18 protein-coding genes are annotated in these 17,906 nt (G+C 72.8%); 13 read left to right on the top strand and 5 right to left on the bottom strand.

Annotated elements, in window-relative coordinates:
- The first annotated feature begins 24 nt into the window (after positions 1–24).
- A complete protein-coding gene (locus ISU07_RS04225) occupies positions 25–1,740 on the top strand; it encodes an alkaline phosphatase family protein (RefSeq protein WP_194705453.1) in 1,716 nt (571 codons plus the stop codon).
- Between the two features lie 87 nt (positions 1,741–1,827).
- Here ISU07_RS04225 and ISU07_RS04220 read toward each other — a convergent pair whose 3' ends face one another.
- Positions 1,828–3,588: a helicase HerA-like domain-containing protein gene (locus ISU07_RS04220; protein WP_194705452.1), complete on the bottom strand. Its 1,761-nt coding sequence runs from the start codon at positions 3,586–3,588 to the stop codon at positions 1,828–1,830.
- Positions 3,589–3,671: 83 nt separating this feature from the next.
- Between ISU07_RS04220 and ISU07_RS04215 the strand changes: the two genes are divergently transcribed.
- Together ISU07_RS04215 and ISU07_RS04210 are read left to right on the top strand one after the other, a co-directional pair.
- Positions 3,672–3,968: a type II toxin-antitoxin system VapB family antitoxin gene (locus ISU07_RS04215; RefSeq protein WP_194705451.1), complete on the top strand. Its 297-nt coding sequence runs from the start codon at positions 3,672–3,674 to the stop codon at positions 3,966–3,968.
- 32 nt (positions 3,969–4,000) lie between these two features.
- Positions 4,001–4,507: a LytR C-terminal domain-containing protein gene (locus ISU07_RS04210; RefSeq protein WP_194705450.1), complete on the top strand. Its 507-nt coding sequence runs from the start codon at positions 4,001–4,003 to the stop codon at positions 4,505–4,507.
- On the opposite strand, the gene ISU07_RS04205 is transcribed toward ISU07_RS04210, so the two are convergent.
- Both ISU07_RS04205 and ISU07_RS04200 read right to left on the bottom strand, forming a co-directional pair.
- Positions 4,504–6,003, bottom strand: coding sequence for a potassium/proton antiporter (locus tag ISU07_RS04205; RefSeq protein ID WP_194705449.1), 1,500 nt, complete (start codon positions 6,001–6,003; stop codon positions 4,504–4,506). The genes ISU07_RS04210 and ISU07_RS04205 overlap by 4 nt on opposite strands.
- A gap of 87 nt (positions 6,004–6,090) precedes the next feature.
- A complete protein-coding gene (locus ISU07_RS04200; RefSeq protein WP_194705448.1) occupies positions 6,091–7,284 on the bottom strand; it encodes a hypothetical protein in 1,194 nt (397 codons plus the stop codon).
- Positions 7,285–7,415: 131 nt separating this feature from the next.
- Between ISU07_RS04200 and ISU07_RS04195 the strand changes: the two genes are divergently transcribed.
- The 9 genes from ISU07_RS04195 to ISU07_RS04155 all read left to right on the top strand — a co-directional run bounded on the left by ISU07_RS04195 (position 7,416) and on the right by ISU07_RS04155 (position 14,027).
- Complete coding sequence (locus ISU07_RS04195; RefSeq protein WP_194705447.1) at positions 7,416–7,802, top strand: putative T7SS-secreted protein; 387 nt, start codon at positions 7,416–7,418, stop codon at positions 7,800–7,802.
- Entirely contained in the window at positions 7,799–8,512 is a 714-nt protein-coding gene (locus ISU07_RS04190) for a hypothetical protein (RefSeq protein WP_194705446.1), read from the top strand. Before ISU07_RS04195 ends, ISU07_RS04190 begins: the two co-directional genes overlap by 4 nt.
- Positions 8,509–9,948 (top strand): alpha/beta hydrolase family protein, encoded by a 1,440-nt coding sequence (locus ISU07_RS04185; protein WP_194705445.1) that lies wholly within the window; start codon positions 8,509–8,511, stop codon positions 9,946–9,948. The genes ISU07_RS04190 and ISU07_RS04185 overlap by 4 nt, the downstream gene beginning before the upstream one ends.
- Positions 9,949–10,033: 85 nt before the next feature.
- The gene (locus ISU07_RS04180; RefSeq protein WP_194705444.1) at positions 10,034–10,417 is read left to right on the top strand and encodes a hypothetical protein; all 384 of its coding nucleotides are present in this window, start codon (positions 10,034–10,036) and stop codon (positions 10,415–10,417) included.
- A complete protein-coding gene (locus ISU07_RS04175; RefSeq protein WP_194705443.1) occupies positions 10,417–11,343 on the top strand; it encodes an ESX secretion-associated protein EspG in 927 nt (308 codons plus the stop codon). The genes ISU07_RS04180 and ISU07_RS04175 overlap by 1 nt, the downstream gene beginning before the upstream one ends.
- Entirely contained in the window at positions 11,340–12,638 is a 1,299-nt protein-coding gene (locus tag ISU07_RS04170) for a hypothetical protein (RefSeq protein ID WP_194705442.1), read from the top strand. Before ISU07_RS04175 ends, ISU07_RS04170 begins: the two co-directional genes overlap by 4 nt.
- Before the next feature lie 91 nt (positions 12,639–12,729).
- Complete coding sequence (locus ISU07_RS04165) at positions 12,730–13,086, top strand: Crp/Fnr family transcriptional regulator (RefSeq protein WP_194705441.1); 357 nt, start codon at positions 12,730–12,732, stop codon at positions 13,084–13,086.
- 42 nt (positions 13,087–13,128) lie between these two features.
- The gene (locus ISU07_RS04160) at positions 13,129–13,440 is read left to right on the top strand and encodes a hypothetical protein (protein ID WP_194705440.1); all 312 of its coding nucleotides are present in this window, start codon (positions 13,129–13,131) and stop codon (positions 13,438–13,440) included.
- A gap of 338 nt (positions 13,441–13,778) precedes the next feature.
- Positions 13,779–14,027, top strand: a complete 249-nt coding sequence (locus ISU07_RS04155) for a hypothetical protein (protein WP_194705439.1) — start codon at positions 13,779–13,781, stop codon at positions 14,025–14,027.
- Between the two features lie 14 nt (positions 14,028–14,041).
- On the opposite strand, the gene ISU07_RS04150 is transcribed toward ISU07_RS04155, so the two are convergent.
- Both ISU07_RS04150 and ISU07_RS04145 read right to left on the bottom strand, forming a co-directional pair.
- A complete protein-coding gene (locus ISU07_RS04150) occupies positions 14,042–15,409 on the bottom strand; it encodes a vWA domain-containing protein (protein WP_194705438.1) in 1,368 nt (455 codons plus the stop codon).
- A gap of 2 nt (positions 15,410–15,411) precedes the next feature.
- Entirely contained in the window at positions 15,412–16,275 is an 864-nt protein-coding gene (locus ISU07_RS04145) for an AAA family ATPase (protein ID WP_194705437.1), read from the bottom strand.
- Between the two features lie 60 nt (positions 16,276–16,335).
- Between ISU07_RS04145 and ISU07_RS04140 the strand changes: the two genes are divergently transcribed.
- Positions 16,336–17,868 (top strand): hypothetical protein, encoded by a 1,533-nt coding sequence (locus ISU07_RS04140; RefSeq protein ID WP_194705436.1) that lies wholly within the window; start codon positions 16,336–16,338, stop codon positions 17,866–17,868.
- Positions 17,869–17,906: the final 38 nt, after the last annotated feature.

Here is a 17,906-nt window from a genome sequence, read left to right as displayed (position 1 = left end):
GTCGTACCAGGGAGGGGTTCCGCCATGTCACGTCGTACTCGCCCACTTCTCGCGGTCCTCGGCGCCGGGGTCGCCGTCGCGGTCGCCGCGGCCGGCTCCCACTCCGGTGCGGTGGCGGCGCCGAACGGCGTGCCCGGGCCACCGGCCAAGCCGACCAAGGTCGTGATCATCGTCATCGACGCGCTCAGCAAGGAGATCGTCGAGAAGTACGACATGAAGAACGTCAAGAAGCTGATGGCCGACTACGTCGACACGCCCAAGAGCTACCTGGGCCACACCGGCTCGGTGACCGTCGTGACGCACAACGTGATCACGTCGGGCCTGCTGCCCAAGCACACCGGCTGGACGACGGAGGGCTACCGCGACGTCGACCACGTGCTGGGAGACCGCGACACCGCCAACGGCATCAGCGACGGGATGTACATCAGCAGCGACTGGGACAACACCTCGATGTTCCCGGTCATGGAGCACTACGGCTACCCGAAGCTGGCCGACTACCTGGACGCCACGGGCAAGACCTTCACGATCAGCCCGAAGGTCTACGCGGCGTACGCGTTCGGCGGACCGGGCTCCAGCTCGATCATCACCTTCGGCAGCGCGACGTGCGGCACCGCGCCGAACACGACGAGCTGGCGCGGACCGCGCGGCATCAACGTGCCCAGCTACATCAGCGCGCCGTGCGGCGGCCGTTACTACGTCGAGCGGAGCAAGGTCTACGACACCGGCAAGCTGCCGGCGGTCATGTACCCGGTCTCCGACAACCGGTACGTCGTGGGAAAGAACCCCGACCACCTGGGCGGCGACATCTGGGCGACCGACATGGCGCTGGACGTCATGGACCACGAGGACGACTGGAGCGGCATCTTCGTCACGCTCCCGGGGGTCGACAAGGCCGCGCACATGTGGGGTGGCGTCAACGACCCGGACCCGACGGGTGCCGCCGGTGAGCCGATCACGCACGTGCCCTTCGCGGCGGCGACGGCCGACGCCCAGGTGGGCCGGATCATGGACAAGCTCGAGGCCGACGGTGAGCTCGACAACACCCTCGTGGTGCTGACGGCTGACCACGGCTCGGTCGCCGTGGCGAACCCGCCGAACGGCGTGAGCTCCGATGCGCACTTCCACGGCACGGTGTGCACGACCCCCGACTGCGGCTTCTTCAACTGGTACTACGGCAACGTCGAGAACGAGAACGACACGACCAACTACAACCAGCCGCAGGACGCGCTCAAGCCGCTGGTGGCCACCGACAACCTCGCCTTCTCCTACAGCGACTCCTCGCTCAACGTGTGGCTGCACGATCAGTCGCCGGCCGCGAAGGCCGAGGCCGCCGCGATCATGGCCGACATGCCGGACGTGACCGGCGTGTGGCGCAACGACGGTGACCACTTCACGCTGGTGTCACCGGTCCGCTACGACCTGATGTCGACCAAGGCCGAGCAGCAGTGGTTCGACAAGCACGCCCAGGAGCTCGTCGACACCCAGGCCGCGCCGTACGGTCCCGACCTGGTCGCCACCCTGCCCGACAACACGACGTACTCCGTGGCGGGCGACCACGGCGGCATCCAGCGGGCGGCCCAGGAGATCCCGATCGTCTTCGCCGGCGCCGGACTCGGCAGCAGGGACGTGATGGCGCCGGTCCGGTCGGTCGACATCATGCCGACCATCCTCAAGGCCCTGGGCATCGCGCCGACGGCCCCGATGGACGGCGTGGCGTACCCGCTGCCGAAGGCGAAGTAGTCCGCTGACCCAGGTCGGCGGTGCGCGAGTGTTGGTTCCTGCGACCGGAGCCAACACTCACGCTCCGCTGCCCGGGTGTGGCCGGGTCTAGCGCCGTCGCGCCGTCCCGAACATCCCCCGCGCGATCTCGCGGGCGGCCGTGCGCATGAAGTCCTTGAACGCGCCGGACTTCACGACGTCGGAGACGATGCCGCCGTCGTCCCCCCGGGAGGTGCGCGTCGAGGTACGCCGCCCACTGGAGGTGGGCTTCGGGATCGACTTGGCCCGCTCCTTCGCCGCGTCCTCCTCGGCCTGGCGACGGGCACCCTCCTCGACCTTGACCGCGAGCATCTCGCGGGCCGAGTCGCGGTCGACCGACGTGGCGTACTTGGCGTACCTCGGCGACGCGGTGACCGTCGCCTGCATCGCGGCCGGGTCGGCCGCGCCCATCAGCGACTCGGGGGCGCGCAGCCGCGTCCACGCGACGGGAGTCGGGGCGCCACGCTCGTTCATCACCGTCACCACGGCCTCGCCGATGCCCAGCGAGGTGATGACCTCGCCGAGGTCGTCGTACGCCGACGTGGGGTAGGTGTTGACCGTCGCCTTCAGCGCCTTGGCGTCGTTCGGCGTGTGCGCACGCAGCTGGTGCTGGACGCGGGAGCCGAGCTGGGCGAGGACGACGTCGGGTACGTCGGTCGGTGACTGGGTCACGAAGAAGACACCGACGCCCTTCGAGCGGATCAGCCGCACCGTCTGGGCGATCTGGTCGAGGAACGCCTTCGACGCGTCGTTGAACAGCAGGTGCGCCTCGTCGAAGAAGAAGACCAGCTTGGGCTTGTCGATGTCGCCGACCTCGGGCAGGTCGTGGAACAGGTCGGCCAGCAGCCACATCAGGAACGTCGAGAAGATCGCCGGCCGGTCCTGGAGGTTCGGCAGCTCGACCAGGGACACCAGGCCGCGGCCGTCCGCCGTCGTCTGCAGGAACTCCGACGACTCGAACTCCGGCTCGCCGAAGAACGCGTCGGCCCCCTGGTCCTGGAACCCGATCAGCTCGCGCAGGATGACGCCGGCCGTCGCGGCCGACAGGCCGCCGAGGTCCTTGAGGTCCGGCTTGCCCTCGTCGCTGGTCAGCCACGACACGACCGCGCGCAGGTCGGCCAGGTCGAGCAGCGGCAGGCCCTTGAGGTCGGCGTAGTGGAACACCAGCCCGAGGCTGGACTCCTGCGTCTCGTTGAGGCCGAGCACCTTGGACAGCAGGATCGGCCCGAACGCCGTCATGGTGACGCGCAGCGGGATGCCGGTGCCCTGGCCGCCGAGCGCGTAGTACTCCACCGGGAACGCCGTGGCGGCCCACGCCTGCCCGACCGAGGCCGCGCGCGACGCGATCTTCTCGCCGCCCTGGCCGGGGACGCTCATGCCGGAGAGGTCGCCCTTGATGTCGGCGGCGAAGACGGGTACGCCGTTGGCGCTGAGCTGCTCGGCCATCAGCTGGAGCGTCTTCGTCTTGCCCGTGCCGGTCGCGCCGGCGACCAGGCCGTGCCGGTTGAGCATGCCGAGCGGGATCTTGATGTGCACGTCGGTCAGGTCGGTGGCGTTGCGCATCAGGCCGCCGAGCTCCAGCGCGGCGCCCTCGAACGCGTACCCCGGCGCGACCGCGTCGACCAGCGGGTCCGGCTCCGCGGAAGGAGCGGCGGCCGCCGGCTCGGCCGGAGCCGCAGGGGCAGACGCAGGGTCGGGGGCCGCGGCAGGCGGCGCGGGTTCCGCCGGCACGGCCGCGGCGGCCGCCTCCGCCGGAGGGGGCGCGGCGGCAGCGGCGGCACCGGACTCGGCGGGAGGCTGTGCAGACGGTTCGGACGGCGTCGTGCTCATGGGGCGAAGACTAACCACGCCCCGGCGTACCCCTCCCTGAACAGGTGAGGCGCTCCTTCCCGACGGTTGCCTACACTCACCGCGTGATCTTCAAGCGCGTGGGAGACGGGAGGCCGTACCCCGACCACGGGATGACGGCCGGCGGCTGGGCCGCCGTCCCGCCGCGCCAGGTGCGCCTCGACGAGCTGGTCACGACCAAGGACACGTTGCAGCTGGCGGCGCTGCTGGACGAGGACTCCACGTTCTACGGCGACCTGTTCGCGCACGTCGTGGAGTGGCGGGGCGAGTACTACCTCGAGGACGGGCTCCACCGGGCGCTCCGGGCGGCCCTGCAGCAGCGCAACGTCCTGCACGCCCGCGTCCACGCCGTCGCCGGCTGACGCGCACGTCGGGAAATGGCCAGGGCACGGGCATGAACATCCACGTCAAGACGGTCATCACGCTGGTGGTCCTGGCCGGGATGCTGCTCCTCGGCGGCGTGTGGGGCTGGTCGGCGATCAGCGACCCCCTCCCCGGCAAGGAGGAGGTCGGCAAGTGCCAGATGACCACCCTCACCGCCGGCAGTCGCGTGCGGGCGAGCCAGGTGACGGTGAGCGTCCTGAACGCCGGCACCCGCGCCGGCCTCGCCGACCGGACCCTCGGGCTGTTCGCCGATCAGGGCTTCGGCCGTGGCGACATCGGCAACGCCCCCAAGGGCAGCGAGGTCGAGAACGCGCAGATCTGGACCGACGACCCCACGCGGCCCGACGTACGCCTGGTGCAGACGCGGCTCGGCCCGGACGCCGAGGTGGTACGCCGCGACGTGACCGGGGTGGGGGTCGTGGTCGTCGTCGGCAACTCGTTCGAGGAGCTGACGCCCGGCAAGCGCTCGGTGACCGTCCACGAGGACACGACGATCTGCTCCCCGCCCGACGCTTAGCTCTCGTCGGGCAGCCAGCGCGCGAGCCGTCCACCGAGGGACACGTCGCGCAGCCGCCGCTCGGTGGCCTCGCGCAGCCGCCGCGGCGTCACCACGAGCATGTCGTCGCCGCGCTTGATGACCGTACGCCGCTCGGGGACGAGGGGCTCCCCGTCGCGGATCAGCATGGAGACCGAGGCGCCGACGGGCAGCCGGAGCTCGCCGACCTCGACGCCGTGCAGCCGGGACGCCGGGGTGATGGTGACCTGGAGCAGGTCGGCGGCGATCCGCTCCAGTGGTGCCGCCTCGAGGTCCAGGTCGCGGGGCTCGTGACGCTCCTCCACGCCCAACAACCGCGCGACCAGCGGCAGGGTCGGTCCGGTCAGCAGCGTGTAGATGACGACCATCACGAACACCACGTCGAACAGCTGCGGCGAGCCGACCACGCCCTCGGCCAGCGGGATGGTCATCAGCACGATCGGCACCGCGCCCCGCAGCCCGGCCCACGACAGGAAGCCCAGCTCCCGCCAGGGCATCGGCTGCACCACCGAGCTCGCGAACACCGACACGGGTCGCGCGACGAAGGTCAGCACCAGCCCCGCGACGAGCGCCATCCCGACGGTGTCCCAGTGGATGCGGCCCGGGGAGAGCAGCAGGCCGAGCATGACGAACAGCCCGATCTGGGCCAGCCAGGCGACGCCCTCGGCGAAGGAGCGGACGGCACCGCGGTGCGGCAGCTCGGAGTTCCCGAGCACCAGCGCGGCGACGTACACCGCGGCGAACGGCGAGGCGTGCGCGAAGGCGGCGGCACCGTAGGACAGGAAGGCCAGGGTCAGCACGAGGAGTGGGTAGAGGCCGGACGACGGCAGGGCGGCCCGGCGCATCAGCCAGGCGCCGGCGAACCCGAGCACCAGGCCGAGACCGACGCCGGCGACCAGCTCGTAGACGATCAGCGCGCCAGTCAGGAACAGCCCGTGCTCGCTGAACGCCTCGGTGGAGATCAGCGTGACCAGCACGACCGTCGGGGCGTCGTTCAGCCCGGACTCCGACTCGAGGGCGCCGGACAGCCGGCGGCTGAGCGGGACCACGCGAAGCACGGAGAAGACCGCCGCCGCGTCGGTCGGCGAGGTGACCGCGCCGAGCAGCACGGACACCTCCCACGACAGCCCGAGCAGGTAGTGGGCCCCGACCGCCACCACGGCCACGGAGACCGCGACGCCGATCGTGGCCAGCGACAGGCCGATCCGCATCGACGGGCGGGCGGTGCGCCAGCTCGTGGTCAGACCGCCCTCGGCCAGGATCACCGCCAGGGCCGCGAACCCCAGCGCCTGCGCGACGTCCGCGTCCTCGAACTGGACGCCGAGGCCGGCCTCGCCGAGGGCCACGCCCATCAGCAGGTACACCAGCAGGCTGGGCAGACCCGAGCGCGACGAGATCCGCACGGCGAGGATCGCGAGGATGGTGACGGCCGAACCCACCAGCAGGAAGAGATCGAGCTGGTGGACGTCGAACGACACGAGTCACCCCTCTCCCGGGCGGCTGAACCGGGAGTCTAGCGACGCCACGGGCCGCCGGACGCGCGTCCGGCGGGCCGTGGACGAGACTCAGAGACCGCGCAGGCGAAGCACCACGCCTCCGTGGTCGGACGGCCACAGGCCCGTGGCCGGGTCCTTGCTGGCGACGGTCGTGCCGGTCACGCGCCCGCGGTCGACGGCGAGCGGGCCGCCGTCCGCCGTACGCCCGAACACCATGTCGATGCGGTGGTCGAAGCGCACTCCGGTCGGGTCGTCGACCGTCTCCGACAACCCCGAGGTCCAGCCCTGCTCGGCCGGCGCCCACTGCAGCCACTCGTCGGTGAACCCGCCGGTGCCGGTGATCAGCCGGTACGCCGCCCAGTGCGGCTGGGTGTCGCCGATGGACGTCTTCACCTTGCCGTTGAGCGGGTCTGAGTTGCAGTCGCACACGAACACCGTGGTGCGGTCCGTGGCGGGAGCCTGGGCCAGCAGCTGGGCGGCCTGGGCACGGGCGATGTCGGAGCTGAAGGCCTCCAGGTGGGTGTTCACGAAGCGGAACCGCGTGGCGCCCGACCGCACGTCGACCCACTGGTAGCCGCGGTCGAAGGAGATCGTGCGTCCCAGCAGTGGGACCGCCAGGTTGACGGCGTACACCGCCTGGCCGTCGTCCACGGCCGACAGCCCGTCCTCGACGTGCATCAGCACCACGTCCCGCATCGTCAGCCGGACATCACGGGCGTCGGGGCTGCCGGTGCCGGTGAAGCTCGGCGCCTCGACGTCCGCTCGCGGGGCGATGCTCACCGGCTCGTAGGTCACGCCCCGGGCCGCGAGGGCGTCGAGGAGCAGCTGGAGGAAGTCGTAGTCGGTGACGTCGGCGTTCGCCACCCCGACCTGGTCGAGCTGGAGCACGCCGTGCCGCCACCAGGCCACCTCCTGGAGGCCCACCAGGTCCGGCTCGGTGGCCACGATCTCGTCGGCCAGCAGGCCCGCGCGGACGCGGAAGTCGGTGTGGTCCACGATCGCGCGCGTCACGTGCGTGGCGTTGGCGAGCGCGACGAGCACCTGCTGCGGCGTCCCGCCGGCCTGCTGGGCGGCCAGGGCGGCGTTCACCGGCCGGTTGATGTCGGCGCCGAGGTACAGGTTGCGCGTCATCACGGTCACGGGCTTGCCCGGCCGGTGCTGCGGCCGGCCGGCGTCGGCCGGGGCGGCGACGACCGGCATGGCGGCCAGGGCGACGACGGTCGCGGTGGCGAGCAGGCGGCGAGCGTGCGAGACGAGCGACATGGGTTCCCTCCCCCTCGAGAAATGTCCCGCCATGGTCGCCCGGGCGCCAGGTTTCTTCACAGGGCAATTCGTCCCGAGTTTGGTGGGTGCCGCCCCGGGCACGCTCCTCCCACGACATCTCGGGAGGTCCCATGTACGGCGACACGACGGCGATCCGGCGACGCGCGGCCGAGCTGCGCGAGCGCGCCGAGGAGATCCGGGCCGAGGCCGACCGCCTGGTCGCGCGCACCGACGCGATCGGCTGGCTGGGACAGGCCGGGGACGCGCTGCGGGAGCGGGTCCGCGAGCGAGCGGTGGCCCTGCGTCGTTCGGCGAGCCGGCACGAGGACGCGGCCGACGCCCTCGACCGGCACGCCCGCGAGGTGGACCATCTCAAGCACCTCATCGACGAGATCGAGCGACGAGCACGCCGCCTGCTCGATGCCGCCGAGGGATGGGCCTCGACCTGGCTGCGGCACTTCGACCCGCCGGCGCCGGGCCACCTGGGCTGGCTGCACGTCGAGGTGCCCGGCCTGTGACCACCGTGGATCTCGAGCAGCGCGCGCTCGACGCGGGCCGGCTGCCACTGCGCCGGGTCGTCGGGGTCCACGCCGTCGAGGCGCTGGTCGCCGCCGACCCGCGTCTGGAGCCGTTGCGGTCACCGGACGTGGTAGTCGAGGTCGACCTCACCGCGGCCCGGCCCGACGGGCGGCCGGGGTGGGCCCGGCTGCGCTGCCGGCACGCCCTGCTCGGCGACCGGGTCGCCTCGACCGCGTGGGCCGGTGGACGCGTCGAGCTGGCGGCGTACGGCGTGGAGCACTGGCAGACCGAGCTCGCCCGCGCGGCGAGGGTGCCGGCGCCGGCCGGTGCTCCCGAGCCTCCGGGCGCGTGCGCCGACGTGCCTCTGGACGTGCTCCTCGGCGCCGGCGAGGCGATCCGCGCGGGCCGGCCGGACATCCTCGACGAGCTCGTCCGCCGGTCCGGGACCGCCGACCCGGCGGGGCTGCGGGCACAGCTGGTGCGGCTGCACACCGCCGTAGCCGGCCGCCTGCTCGCGACGGTCGCCGCCCGGGACGGCGGAAGCTCGCGGGCTGGCTGGACGAGCTGGCTGCTCTTCGGCGACGGGTGGCGCTCGCTGACCCCGGTACGTCGCGCAGGCCGGCCCGTCGTACGACTCGTCCCGGCGATGCCGCTGCGGCTGGGTGAAGAGGTGGCGTCCCTGGTGACCCTGGTGAGAGGACGGCGATGAGCGAGCCGCCACCCCTCCTCGACGTCACCGGCGGCTCGCACGGCCTGACGGTCGCCTACGACCACGCCCTCGGCCTGGCCGACGACTACGACGACGCCGGCGACCGGATGCGCGCGTGGGCGGCCGACGACGGCGCCGTCCTGCTCGACGGCGACCTCCTCGAGTCCGCACTGCTCTCGCCGGTCACGTTCGCCGAGGCCGAGGCGGCGGTGCTGGCCGCGACCAGCGGCCCCGAGGGCGTGCTGGTCGCGTCGGTGGTGTGGGAGACCGACGCGGTGACGATCCGGGTCGCGGTGCGGGCGACCCTGCTGACCGACGAGCTGGTGGCGCGGGCGATCGACCGGCTCGACCACGACCTGGGGTACGTCGTCGGCTACGCCGTCGGCGCCTCGGTCCCCGAGCTCGCGGTGCCCGGGCTGGTCCTGGGCGGCACGTTCTTCCTGATCTGGTCCCAGCTGCCCGACGACGCGAAGGGCCGGCTCGAGGACGCGACCCTCGACGAGCTGCAGACGTGGCTGGTCGCCCATCCCGAGGCCGTGCAGCACGTCGTCAACGGCAGCGGCGGCCTGCTCGAGGGCCTCTGGGACGGACTGGTGCCGCTCGGCCACCTGGCCGCTCCCGACACCGAGTCGGCGGCGGCGCTGCTGGCCGGCCTGTACGCCGACGGCCACGCGCACACCACGCCGACGACCCTCTCGGTGCCAGGTTCGGACACGCGTCCGGCCGACCTGAGCGCGCTGCTGCAGCACCTGAGCACCGTCAACGCCCTCTCGTCCGTCGACCACCCCGAGAACAACGGCACGATCGAGATCCAGACGATCCGGTCCGCCGACGGCTCGGTGCGTCACGTGGTCTACCTGCCGGGCACCGACGACCTCACCACGACGCCGTGGAGCCAGGACGGCGACGTCCGCGACCTCGGCACCAACCTGCTGCTCGTCAGCGGCCAGGACAACGCCTACCAGCACGGCATCCTCGACGCGATGCAGCAGGCGGGCATCCGGCCGGACGAACCGGTGGCCCTCGTCGGGCACTCGCAGGGCGGCATGGAAGCGGCCGCGATCCTGTCGCAGGGATCGCCGTACCACGTCACGACGGTGGTCACCGCCGGCTCCCCGACGGCGTACGTCGACGGCTTCCCGTCGGGCACCCACGTCCTGTCCCTGGAGAACCACGGCGACGTCGTCCCCCTGCTCGACGGCGCCGACAACGCGGACTCCGCGGAGCAGGTGACGGTGCGGTTCGACGACCACGAGACGACCCTCGACCGCAGCCACGGGCTGGACTCCTACGTCGCCGGGGCCGGCGCGGTGGAGGCCAGCGACGACCCCTCGATCCGGGACCAGCTGGCCGACTTGGCCGAGCAGGGTTTCGTCGGGCCCGCGGACGGGCAGGAGGTGACCAGCCAGGTCTTCCGGATCACCCGCGTTCCGTAGCGGACGGCAAGGGTTTGGCGGGCACGTCTCGGGGGAAGGAGCCAACCAGCTCAACGGCGCAGACTCAGTGGCTCGAGGGAGTGGGATGTACGGCGACACCTTGGTGATGCGCAAGCGCGCCGCCCAGCTGCGCGAGCAGGGCGAGGACATCCGCGCCATGGCCGAGCAGCTGGTCACCCAGAGCGACGAGGTCGCCCACGAGAGCGGCTGGACCGGTCGGGCCGCCGACGCCATGCGCGAGCGGGTGCGTGACCGTGCCGCCCACCTGCGCGAGGCCGCCCACGCCCACGACACCGCCGCCGCCAGCCTGGAGAAGCACCTGGCCGAGTGCGACCGGCTCGGCGAGTCGATCAGCGACATCGAGCGGAAGGTCTCCTCCCTGGTCGCCGAGGGCCACGCTCCCGCCGGCTTCTCCCCGCCGCCGTCCGGTCACAAGGACTGGCTCTCCGTCGAGCTACCGGGTCTGTGATGGTCACCGTCGACCTCGGCGCCCCACCCGTCCCGCCCGTCACCACCCTCGACGGACTCCCCCGACGCCTGCCGCTGACGCTGCCCGAGCTGCGGCTGGCGGCCGAGCACGCGGGGGGTGCCCCGCTCCCCTTCGAGCCCGCCGCCCCGACGACGACCAACCCGCTCGAGGACCGGCTGGGTCAGACCCGCGGCAGCAGCGAGGAGGCGGCGTACGCCGCGGCCGTGGACGCGCTCCACGAGCCGGGCGGCTCCCTGCAGCGACGCGGTCTGCTCGTCGACGGCCGCCTCGACCCGGCGCTCGCCGGGGCGATCGGCCTGCTCGCGACTCCCACCACCGCCGTCGACATCGACGTGGTCGTGGAGGGAGTGCAGGTCAAGGCCTGGCACCGCCGGTCCGAGCACGGCGTGGCGACGCTGTCGACCGCCGACGGCATCGTGTTCGAGATCGCCTGGCTCGCCCCGTCGCAGTGGGGGGACGAGATGTCCCGCGTGGCGACGCTGCCGAGCGACCTGCCCATGCGGGCCAGCGGCGTGCCGGCCGAGGTGGACGTGCCCTTCGAGCTGCTGGACGCGGCCGGCGAGGCGCTGCACAGCGGCCGCGGCGACCTGGTGCCGGTGCTGGCCGACCACCACGCCGGTGCCGTGGTCGAGGGCGACCGGCCGGTGCCCGACGCCGACGTCGCCGGCCTGCTCCAGACCCTGAGCCGCGAGTCCCGCGGCCGCCTGCGCGCGCTCGTCGCGCACGTGGCCGGCGGCACGCCCCGGACGGTCGGCGTGCTCTCCTGGCTGCTGCTGTCCGACGGGTGGCACGCCCTGGAGACCCGCACCGGCGCCGGCAACGCGCCGCTGGTGCGGATCCGCGCCGTCGACGCCAGCGACCTCGCGCCGGCGGTCGCCCCCCTGATCGCGGAGGTGTCGGCATGACCGAGCGGCCGGACCTCGACAAGTACGACCGCATGCTGCGGCTGGCCGACCTCTTCGACTCCTCCGGACAGGAGATGCGGGCGCGCTCCAAGCTCGGCGCCGAGATCCTGCGCGACGAGGCCGTCGCCGACTCCAGTGAGCTGTCGAAGGCGACGTACGACGTGGCCGCCGAGGACATCCGGTCGGCGACCACCGGCACCCACGGCCTGCTGACGCGTTCGATCGAGCTGGATGCCGACGCGCTGGTCGTCCGCGCCACCGTGCTCACCTACCGCTGGATCGACGAGCTGCAGGAGCTGGCGTACCAGACGCTCGGCTCGATCGCCGGCCGTGCGATCGGCTACCTGGCGCCCAGCGTCGCCCTCGGGGGCGCCATCGTCTCGGCCGGGCTGATCGAGACCGACGCGCTGGAGCGCGACGGCATCGCCGACTACCTCAACGAGCTCGCCGAGGCCAACCCCGAGCTGATGGACCACGTGACCAGCGGCGGCGGTGGTCTGGTCGAGGCACTCCAGCTGCGTTCGCTGCTCACCTCGAGCCTGCTGGCCGGTGACCGCGGCCGGATGGCGGCGGCCGGTGGGCTGCGGGCGATCGGCGTCGAGCCCTTCGCGGGCATCACCACCGCGGCCGTCCGCGACGTGGCGGGGCCGGTCGTCGCAGCCGGGCCCGAGGCCGCCGAGGCGGCCGTCATCCCGGGTTCGCCGTCCGCGCCGCGTTCGCTCGAGGAGCTGTTGACCAACCTGTCCCAGACCGCGAAGGTGACCGTCCACCGTGTCGGGGAGACCCGGTTCATCGCCTACCTGCCCGGGCCCGACGGCCCGACCCACGGCCGCCGGCTGCGGCTGGTCGGCGGCGACCCGTCGTCGTACGCCGCCCGGGCCGTCGCCGCGATCGAGGCCGCGGTCGGCGACACCGATGGCGCCACGGTGATGCTGGTCGGCTCCGCGTCGGGTGGCGTGGCCGCGGCCGAGATCGCCGCGGAGGCCCGCTCGGCGTCGTTCACGGTCGACCAGGTCGTCACCGCGGGCGCCCCGTCGGCCCAGGTGCCGACCCTGCCCGAGGGCACCCGGATGCTCTCCCTCGAGGACCGCGCCGACCCGGTCGCGCTGCTCGGCTCGCTGATCAGCGCGGGCGCCACCAACCGGCTGGTCGTGGTGTTCGACGCCGGCCAGCCGGACGGGGGCGGCGAGGCGCCGGCGTACGTCCTCGGCGGCCGCGCCGCCGACCGCGCCGACAACGAAGACCTGCGGGCCGAGATCACGCGCATCCAGGGACTGGGGTACCTCGCCGGCTGACCCGCACCCGAGGTGGCCGGTCGGTGAACCTTTGGTGACAACGCACGCCTGCGGGCTGCCCGCCGCGACGCTGCCGTGGCACGATCCGCACATGGGCATCAGGGCTGTCTTCGTCAACGCCAGGGAGCAGCGGGAGGCGAAGGCAGGCGAGACCGTGTTCGCCGAGGGCGACCGCGGCCCGGAGATGTTCGGCGTGATCTCGGGCTCCATCGAGCTGCGCAAGGGCGACCGCATCCTCACCGGGCTCGGCGAGGGTGACACCTTCGGCGAGATGGCCATCATCAGCGACGCTCCCCGGAGCCTCAGCGCGGTCGCGACCGAGGACTCGGTGCTCGCGGTCATCGACGAGAAGACCTTCCTGTACCTCGTCCACGAGACGCCGATGTTCGCCATCCAGGTGATGCGCTCGATGGCCGACCGGATCCGCGAGCTCGACGAGCAGGGCTAGACGCCCCTGGCCGGGCGCCTGTTCCCGGTCCTACCGTGAGGCGTGGGCCTCGACCGGGTCACCGACATCTCGGTGATCGTGCTCGGCCTGCTCTACGTCGGTCTCGGCGTCGCCGAGACCATCCGCGTGCTGACCAGCGGCGACGGCGGGTTGGCGTTCTGGTTCGGCTCCCTGGTCGGGGGAGGTACGACGGTGCTCGCCGGCCAAGCGCTGCGCCGCCGGCCCCGGCTCTCGGCCTGGCTGGTCACGGTCGGCGGGGCGGCCGGCGTCCTGGCCACCGCCTGGACGCTGCTCGTCCCGGTCTTCGCCGTCGTGGTGATCGTGCTGGCGTGGCAGCGGGCGACCGCACCCTGACTCTTCTGCGGCTGTTGCGTCGATGGTGTGGGGGTGCCGGAAATCGCGCGATCGCGCCCGTATTGCAGGTTTCCGGTCAGAGAATCTGCAGTAACCGCGCGATCGCACCCGTACTGCAGGTTTCCGGTCAGAGAATCTGCAGTAACCGCGCGATCGCACCCGTACTGCAGGTTTCCGGTCAGAAAGTCTGCAGTAACCGCGCGATCGCACCCGTACAGCAGATTCCCGGTCACAAAACCTGCAGTAACCGCGCGATCGCACCCGTACAGCACCCCGACACCCCGCACCCTCCCCACCCTGTCGGCGCCGACCCGTAGGGTCCTCGACGTGAGCCGACGATGAGCAAGATGGACAACCTGCGGGCCATGCGCGAGGCGAGGTACGAAGCCGCGGCCGCGCGCGCGAAGGGGACCCCGGCCACCAGGCCCGCCCTGGCGCCACCCGTGGCGCCGCTCCGGGTGGTGAGCGATGACGAGACGACGCCCGAGCCGGTCGCCGACGACGAGCTGTGCGGTCACCGCAACATGAGCGGGCGGACGTGCACCCGCGAGCGCGGGCACAGCGCCAAGAGCCACCGCTACTCCTGACGCCACGCGCCGCCTCAGACGAGGTCGTGCACGAACTGGCCGAGCTGGGTCAGGTTGCGGCACTCGGCCATCGGCATGATGCCGGCGTACACCGACGCCGCGCTGTCGCCGGTGTCCCAGTGACGGCGGTGCTCGGGGTTCAGCCAGTGGGCGTGCCGTGAGCGGGAGACCAGGTCGCGCAGCACGTCCTCGGCGAGATAGCTGTTGTTGGACCGGGCGTCGCCGAGCACGAGCAGCGAGCTCTTCGGCCCGAGCGCGTGCGGGAACGACTCAGCGAAGTCGGTGAACGCGCGGCCGTAGTGCGTCCGCCCCCACCGCGCGGCGTGCTCGGTGCTCGCGGCCAGGTCCGCCATCACGTCGCCCGGGTCGGCGCCCGGCACGAACAGCCGCGTCACCTCGTGCACCTGGTCGACGAACGTGAACGCCCGCACCTGCTGGAACTGCTCGCGCAGCGCGTACACCAGCATCAGCGTGAACCGCGCGAACGACGCCACCGATCCGCTCACGTCGCAGAGCACGACCAGCTCGGTCCGGTGCGGGCGCTTGGGGCGGTGGTACGTCGTCAGCGGCACGCCGCCGGTGGAGACGGAGGCGCGGACGGTACGCCGGAAGTCCAGCGGTCCGCGTCGCCGCGCGTGCTGCTCGCGCGCCAGCCGGCTGGCCAGGCGACGGGCCAGCGGCTGGATCTCCCGGCGCATCTGCTCGAGGTCCGCACGCTTGGCAGCGGTGAAGTCGAGCCGGTCGATGCTCGGCCGTACCGCGACGTTCGCGACGTGGTCGGGGCCCTTCTCCTCGGCGATCCGGCGACGTGCCTCGGCCTCGACGCGCGCGGTGAACGCCCCGACCCGGCGGGCTGCGATGCGTTCGGCCTCCTCCTCGGTCAGCCCGTCCCCCGTCAACGCGGCCACGATGCGCGCGATCAGGTCATCGGGTGAGAGCCGGCGCAGGGCCGTGTACGCCGACCAGCTCGACAGCCCCTGCCCACGACCCGGCATCGCGCCGAACCGCCCGACCGCCTCGACCGCGAGCCGTTGCTCCTCGTCGAGGTCCCCGGTCACGAGGGCGTCGAGGAGGGTCTCCCGGAGGGCAGCGCGTGCGGCGGGGTCGTCGCGCGCCGTCGGTTCCTCGTCGCCTGCCTCGGCCTCAGCGCCGGCGCCCACGAGCCGCGGGAAGTACAGGTCGAAGAGCGTGTCGAAGGTCGGCCGGTGCCCGTGCCGCTTCACCAGGGTGGCGGCGTACGCCGTTCGCACCGTCTCCCGGTCGTCCCACCGCAGCGCGGAGAGCGCCGACACCGCGTCGACGCCCTCGGCGAGGGAGACCGGGACGCCGGCCGCGCGCAGCGCGTGCAGGAAGCCGACGTGCCGGTCGACCAGGCCGCTCACGCTCAGCTCCGCAGCTTGAGCTCGCGGACCGCCTTGGCCTGGTCGGACGCGTGCTTGAGCACCACGCCGAGGGTCTCGTCGATGGCGGCGTCGTCGAGGTCGTGGATCGCCAGCGCGACGAGGGTGCGCGCCCAGTCGACGGACTCCGCGATCGACGGTGACTTCTTGAGGTCGAGCTCGCGCAGCCGGCCGACGGTGGCGACGACCTGCCCGGCCACGCGGTCGTCGAGGTCCGGTACCTGTGCGGTGACGATCGCCCGCTCGCGCTCGGCCGAGGGGTAGTCGAGGTGGAGGTACAGACAGCGCCGCTTGAGGGCCTCGGACAGCTCGCGGGTGGCGTTCGAGGTGAGCACGACGTACGGGCGGCGTACCGCTGTCATCGTGCCGAGCTCGGGGATGGTCACCTGGAAGTCCGACAGCACCTCGAGCAGCAGCCCCTCGACCTCGACGTCGGCCTTGTCGACCTCGTCGACCAGCAGCACCGTCGGCTCGTCGCGGCGGATGGCGGTCAGCAGCGGCCGGGTGAGCAGGAACTCCTCGGTGAAGATCTCGTCCTGGGTCTCCTGCCAGGACGCGTCACCTTGTTCGGCCTGGATGCGGAGCAACTGCTTCTTGTAGTTCCACTCGTACAGCGCCCGCGCCTCGTCCAGCCCCTCGTAGCACTGCAGCCGGACCAGTCCCGCCCCGGTCGCCCGGGCCACGGCCTTGGCCAGCTCGGTCTTCCCGACGCCCGCCGGTCCTTCGACCAGCAGCGGCTTCTCCAGCGCCCCGACCAGGAACGCGGTCGTCGCGGTGGGTCCGTCGGCGAGGTACCCGGCCTCACCCAGCCGCTCTCCTGCCTCGCCCGGACTCCCGAACCAGCTCACCGGTGGAGCATAGGGCCGGCGTTCAGGTCGGTTTCATGTCCGCCGCGTAGCGTGGCCGGCATGGGTGGGCTGAGGCGCCTCGGCAGGGCGCTGCGGACACCGACGGGGATCGTGGCGCTGGCCGTCGGGCTCGCCGTGCTGCTGCGGCTGCCGTTCCTGCACAGCCTGGCGTTCCCCGACGAGGCGGGCCTGCTGCTGGTCGCCCAGAACCGGCACGAGGGCGGCGGCAACCTGTACGGCACCCTCTTCGTCGACCGCCCGCCGCTGCTGGTCGTCTTCTGGCAGGTCGCCAACGTGCTCGGCGGCATCGAGGCCGCGCGCGTGATGGGGCTGGTCGCCGTCGCGGTCGTGGTGGCCGCGGCCGGCTGGGTCGGCCACACGCTGGCCGGTCGTCGCGGCACCGCCTGGGCCGCGCTCGTCGCAGCGGTGCTCGTCGCCAACCCGATGATCGGCACCACCGAGATCAACGCCGAGCTGCTCGGCGCCCCGCTGACCATGCTGTCGGTGGCGTCCCTGCTGGCGGGGGTGCGCCCGCCCGTACGCCGCCCGCTCCGCGCTCGACGTACCTTCCTCGTCCTGCTCGCGGGTGCCGCCGGCGCCGGCGCGATGCTGGTGAAGCAGAACCTCATGGACGCCCTGGTGTTCGGGGCCACCCTGGCGCTGGCGGCCGCCCTCGCGGGCCGCTGGCCCTGGGCGCGCTCACGCCGGGTGCTGGCCCTCGGCCTGGTCGGCGCGCTCGTGCCGATCGGCCTCACCCTCTTGTGGGCCGTCACCGACGGTCCGGGTCTCGTCCAGCTGTGGGACACGCTCTACGCGTTCCGGTTCGACGCCTCGCACGCGATCGGCAGCGTGCCGTCGCCCGCGAACGACGCCCGTCGGCTGTCCCTCGGCTGGCTGGCCGTCATCTCGGGCATCGGTGTGGTGGTCCTCGTCGGTGGGGCGACCTTGTGGCGCCCGCTGCGCGGTCGCGACCCGCTGGTCGTCGCGACCGGCGCCATGGTCGCCTGGGAGGTCGCCGGGATCGTCGGCGGCGGCAGCTGGTGGTCGCACTACCTGGTCGGCCTGGTGCCGGGCGCCGTGATGATCACGGCGGTCACCGCGACCCGCGGCACGTGGGCGCGTCGGCTCGGCGCGACCGCCCTGGCCTTCACGGTCGCCTCGGCCGTGGTGTCCGCCGGGCTCCAGGCGGGCAGCGCGCGCGTGCGCGACGCGAAGCCCGACCGCACGGAGGTCGTGGGCACCTGGCTGCGCGGGGCCGCCCGCCCCGGCGACACGGGCACCGTCCTCTACGGCAACGCCGACCTGCTGCTCGTGGCCCACCTGAGGCCCGGCACCGACCAGCTCTGGAGCCTCCCGTCGCGGACCCTCGACCCGGGCTCGGTCGAGCTCAACCGCCAGCTCAACGGGGCGACTGCGCCGACCTGGGTGGTGCAGTGGTTCCCACTCGACACCTGGGGACTCGACCCCGACCACCTCGTGATGGCCACGCTCAGCCTGAGGTACCGCGTCGTCGCCACGATCTGCGGCGTACCGGTCTACCTGCACCGCGGCGAGCACCGGGTCCTGCCCGGACTCGCCACGCCCTGCCCCTGACGACTGGCCACTGCTCCGGCCACCGGTCGCGAATCGTT

The sequence above is a fragment of the Nocardioides islandensis genome, from assembly GCF_015352455.1.
Lineage (GTDB): Bacteria > Actinomycetota > Actinomycetes > Propionibacteriales > Nocardioidaceae > Nocardioides > Nocardioides islandensis.
Note: the sequence above shows the minus strand (reverse complement) of the source record. Positions and strands in the feature narration are given on the sequence as shown.

Coding starts and splice junctions, on each gene's coding strand:
- ISU07_RS04200 (WP_194705448.1), bottom strand. CDS start 7,284: ATGTCGCTCGTCTCGCACGCTCGCCGCCTGCTCGCCACCGCGACCGTC.
- ISU07_RS04170 (WP_194705442.1), top strand. CDS start 11,340: ATGACCGAGCGGCCGGACCTCGACAAGTACGACCGCATGCTGCGGCTG.
- ISU07_RS04165 (WP_194705441.1), top strand. CDS start 12,730: ATGGGCATCAGGGCTGTCTTCGTCAACGCCAGGGAGCAGCGGGAGGCG.
- ISU07_RS04220 (WP_194705452.1), bottom strand. CDS start 3,588: ATGAGCACGACGCCGTCCGAACCGTCTGCACAGCCTCCCGCCGAGTCC.
- ISU07_RS04175 (WP_194705443.1), top strand. CDS start 10,417: ATGGTCACCGTCGACCTCGGCGCCCCACCCGTCCCGCCCGTCACCACC.
- ISU07_RS04140 (WP_194705436.1), top strand. CDS start 16,336: ATGGGTGGGCTGAGGCGCCTCGGCAGGGCGCTGCGGACACCGACGGGG.
- ISU07_RS04195 (WP_194705447.1), top strand. CDS start 7,416: ATGTACGGCGACACGACGGCGATCCGGCGACGCGCGGCCGAGCTGCGC.
- ISU07_RS04155 (WP_194705439.1), top strand. CDS start 13,779: ATGAGCAAGATGGACAACCTGCGGGCCATGCGCGAGGCGAGGTACGAA.
- ISU07_RS04185 (WP_194705445.1), top strand. CDS start 8,509: ATGAGCGAGCCGCCACCCCTCCTCGACGTCACCGGCGGCTCGCACGGC.
- ISU07_RS04225 (WP_194705453.1), top strand. CDS start 25: ATGTCACGTCGTACTCGCCCACTTCTCGCGGTCCTCGGCGCCGGGGTC.
- ISU07_RS04210 (WP_194705450.1), top strand. CDS start 4,001: ATGAACATCCACGTCAAGACGGTCATCACGCTGGTGGTCCTGGCCGGG.
- ISU07_RS04180 (WP_194705444.1), top strand. CDS start 10,034: ATGTACGGCGACACCTTGGTGATGCGCAAGCGCGCCGCCCAGCTGCGC.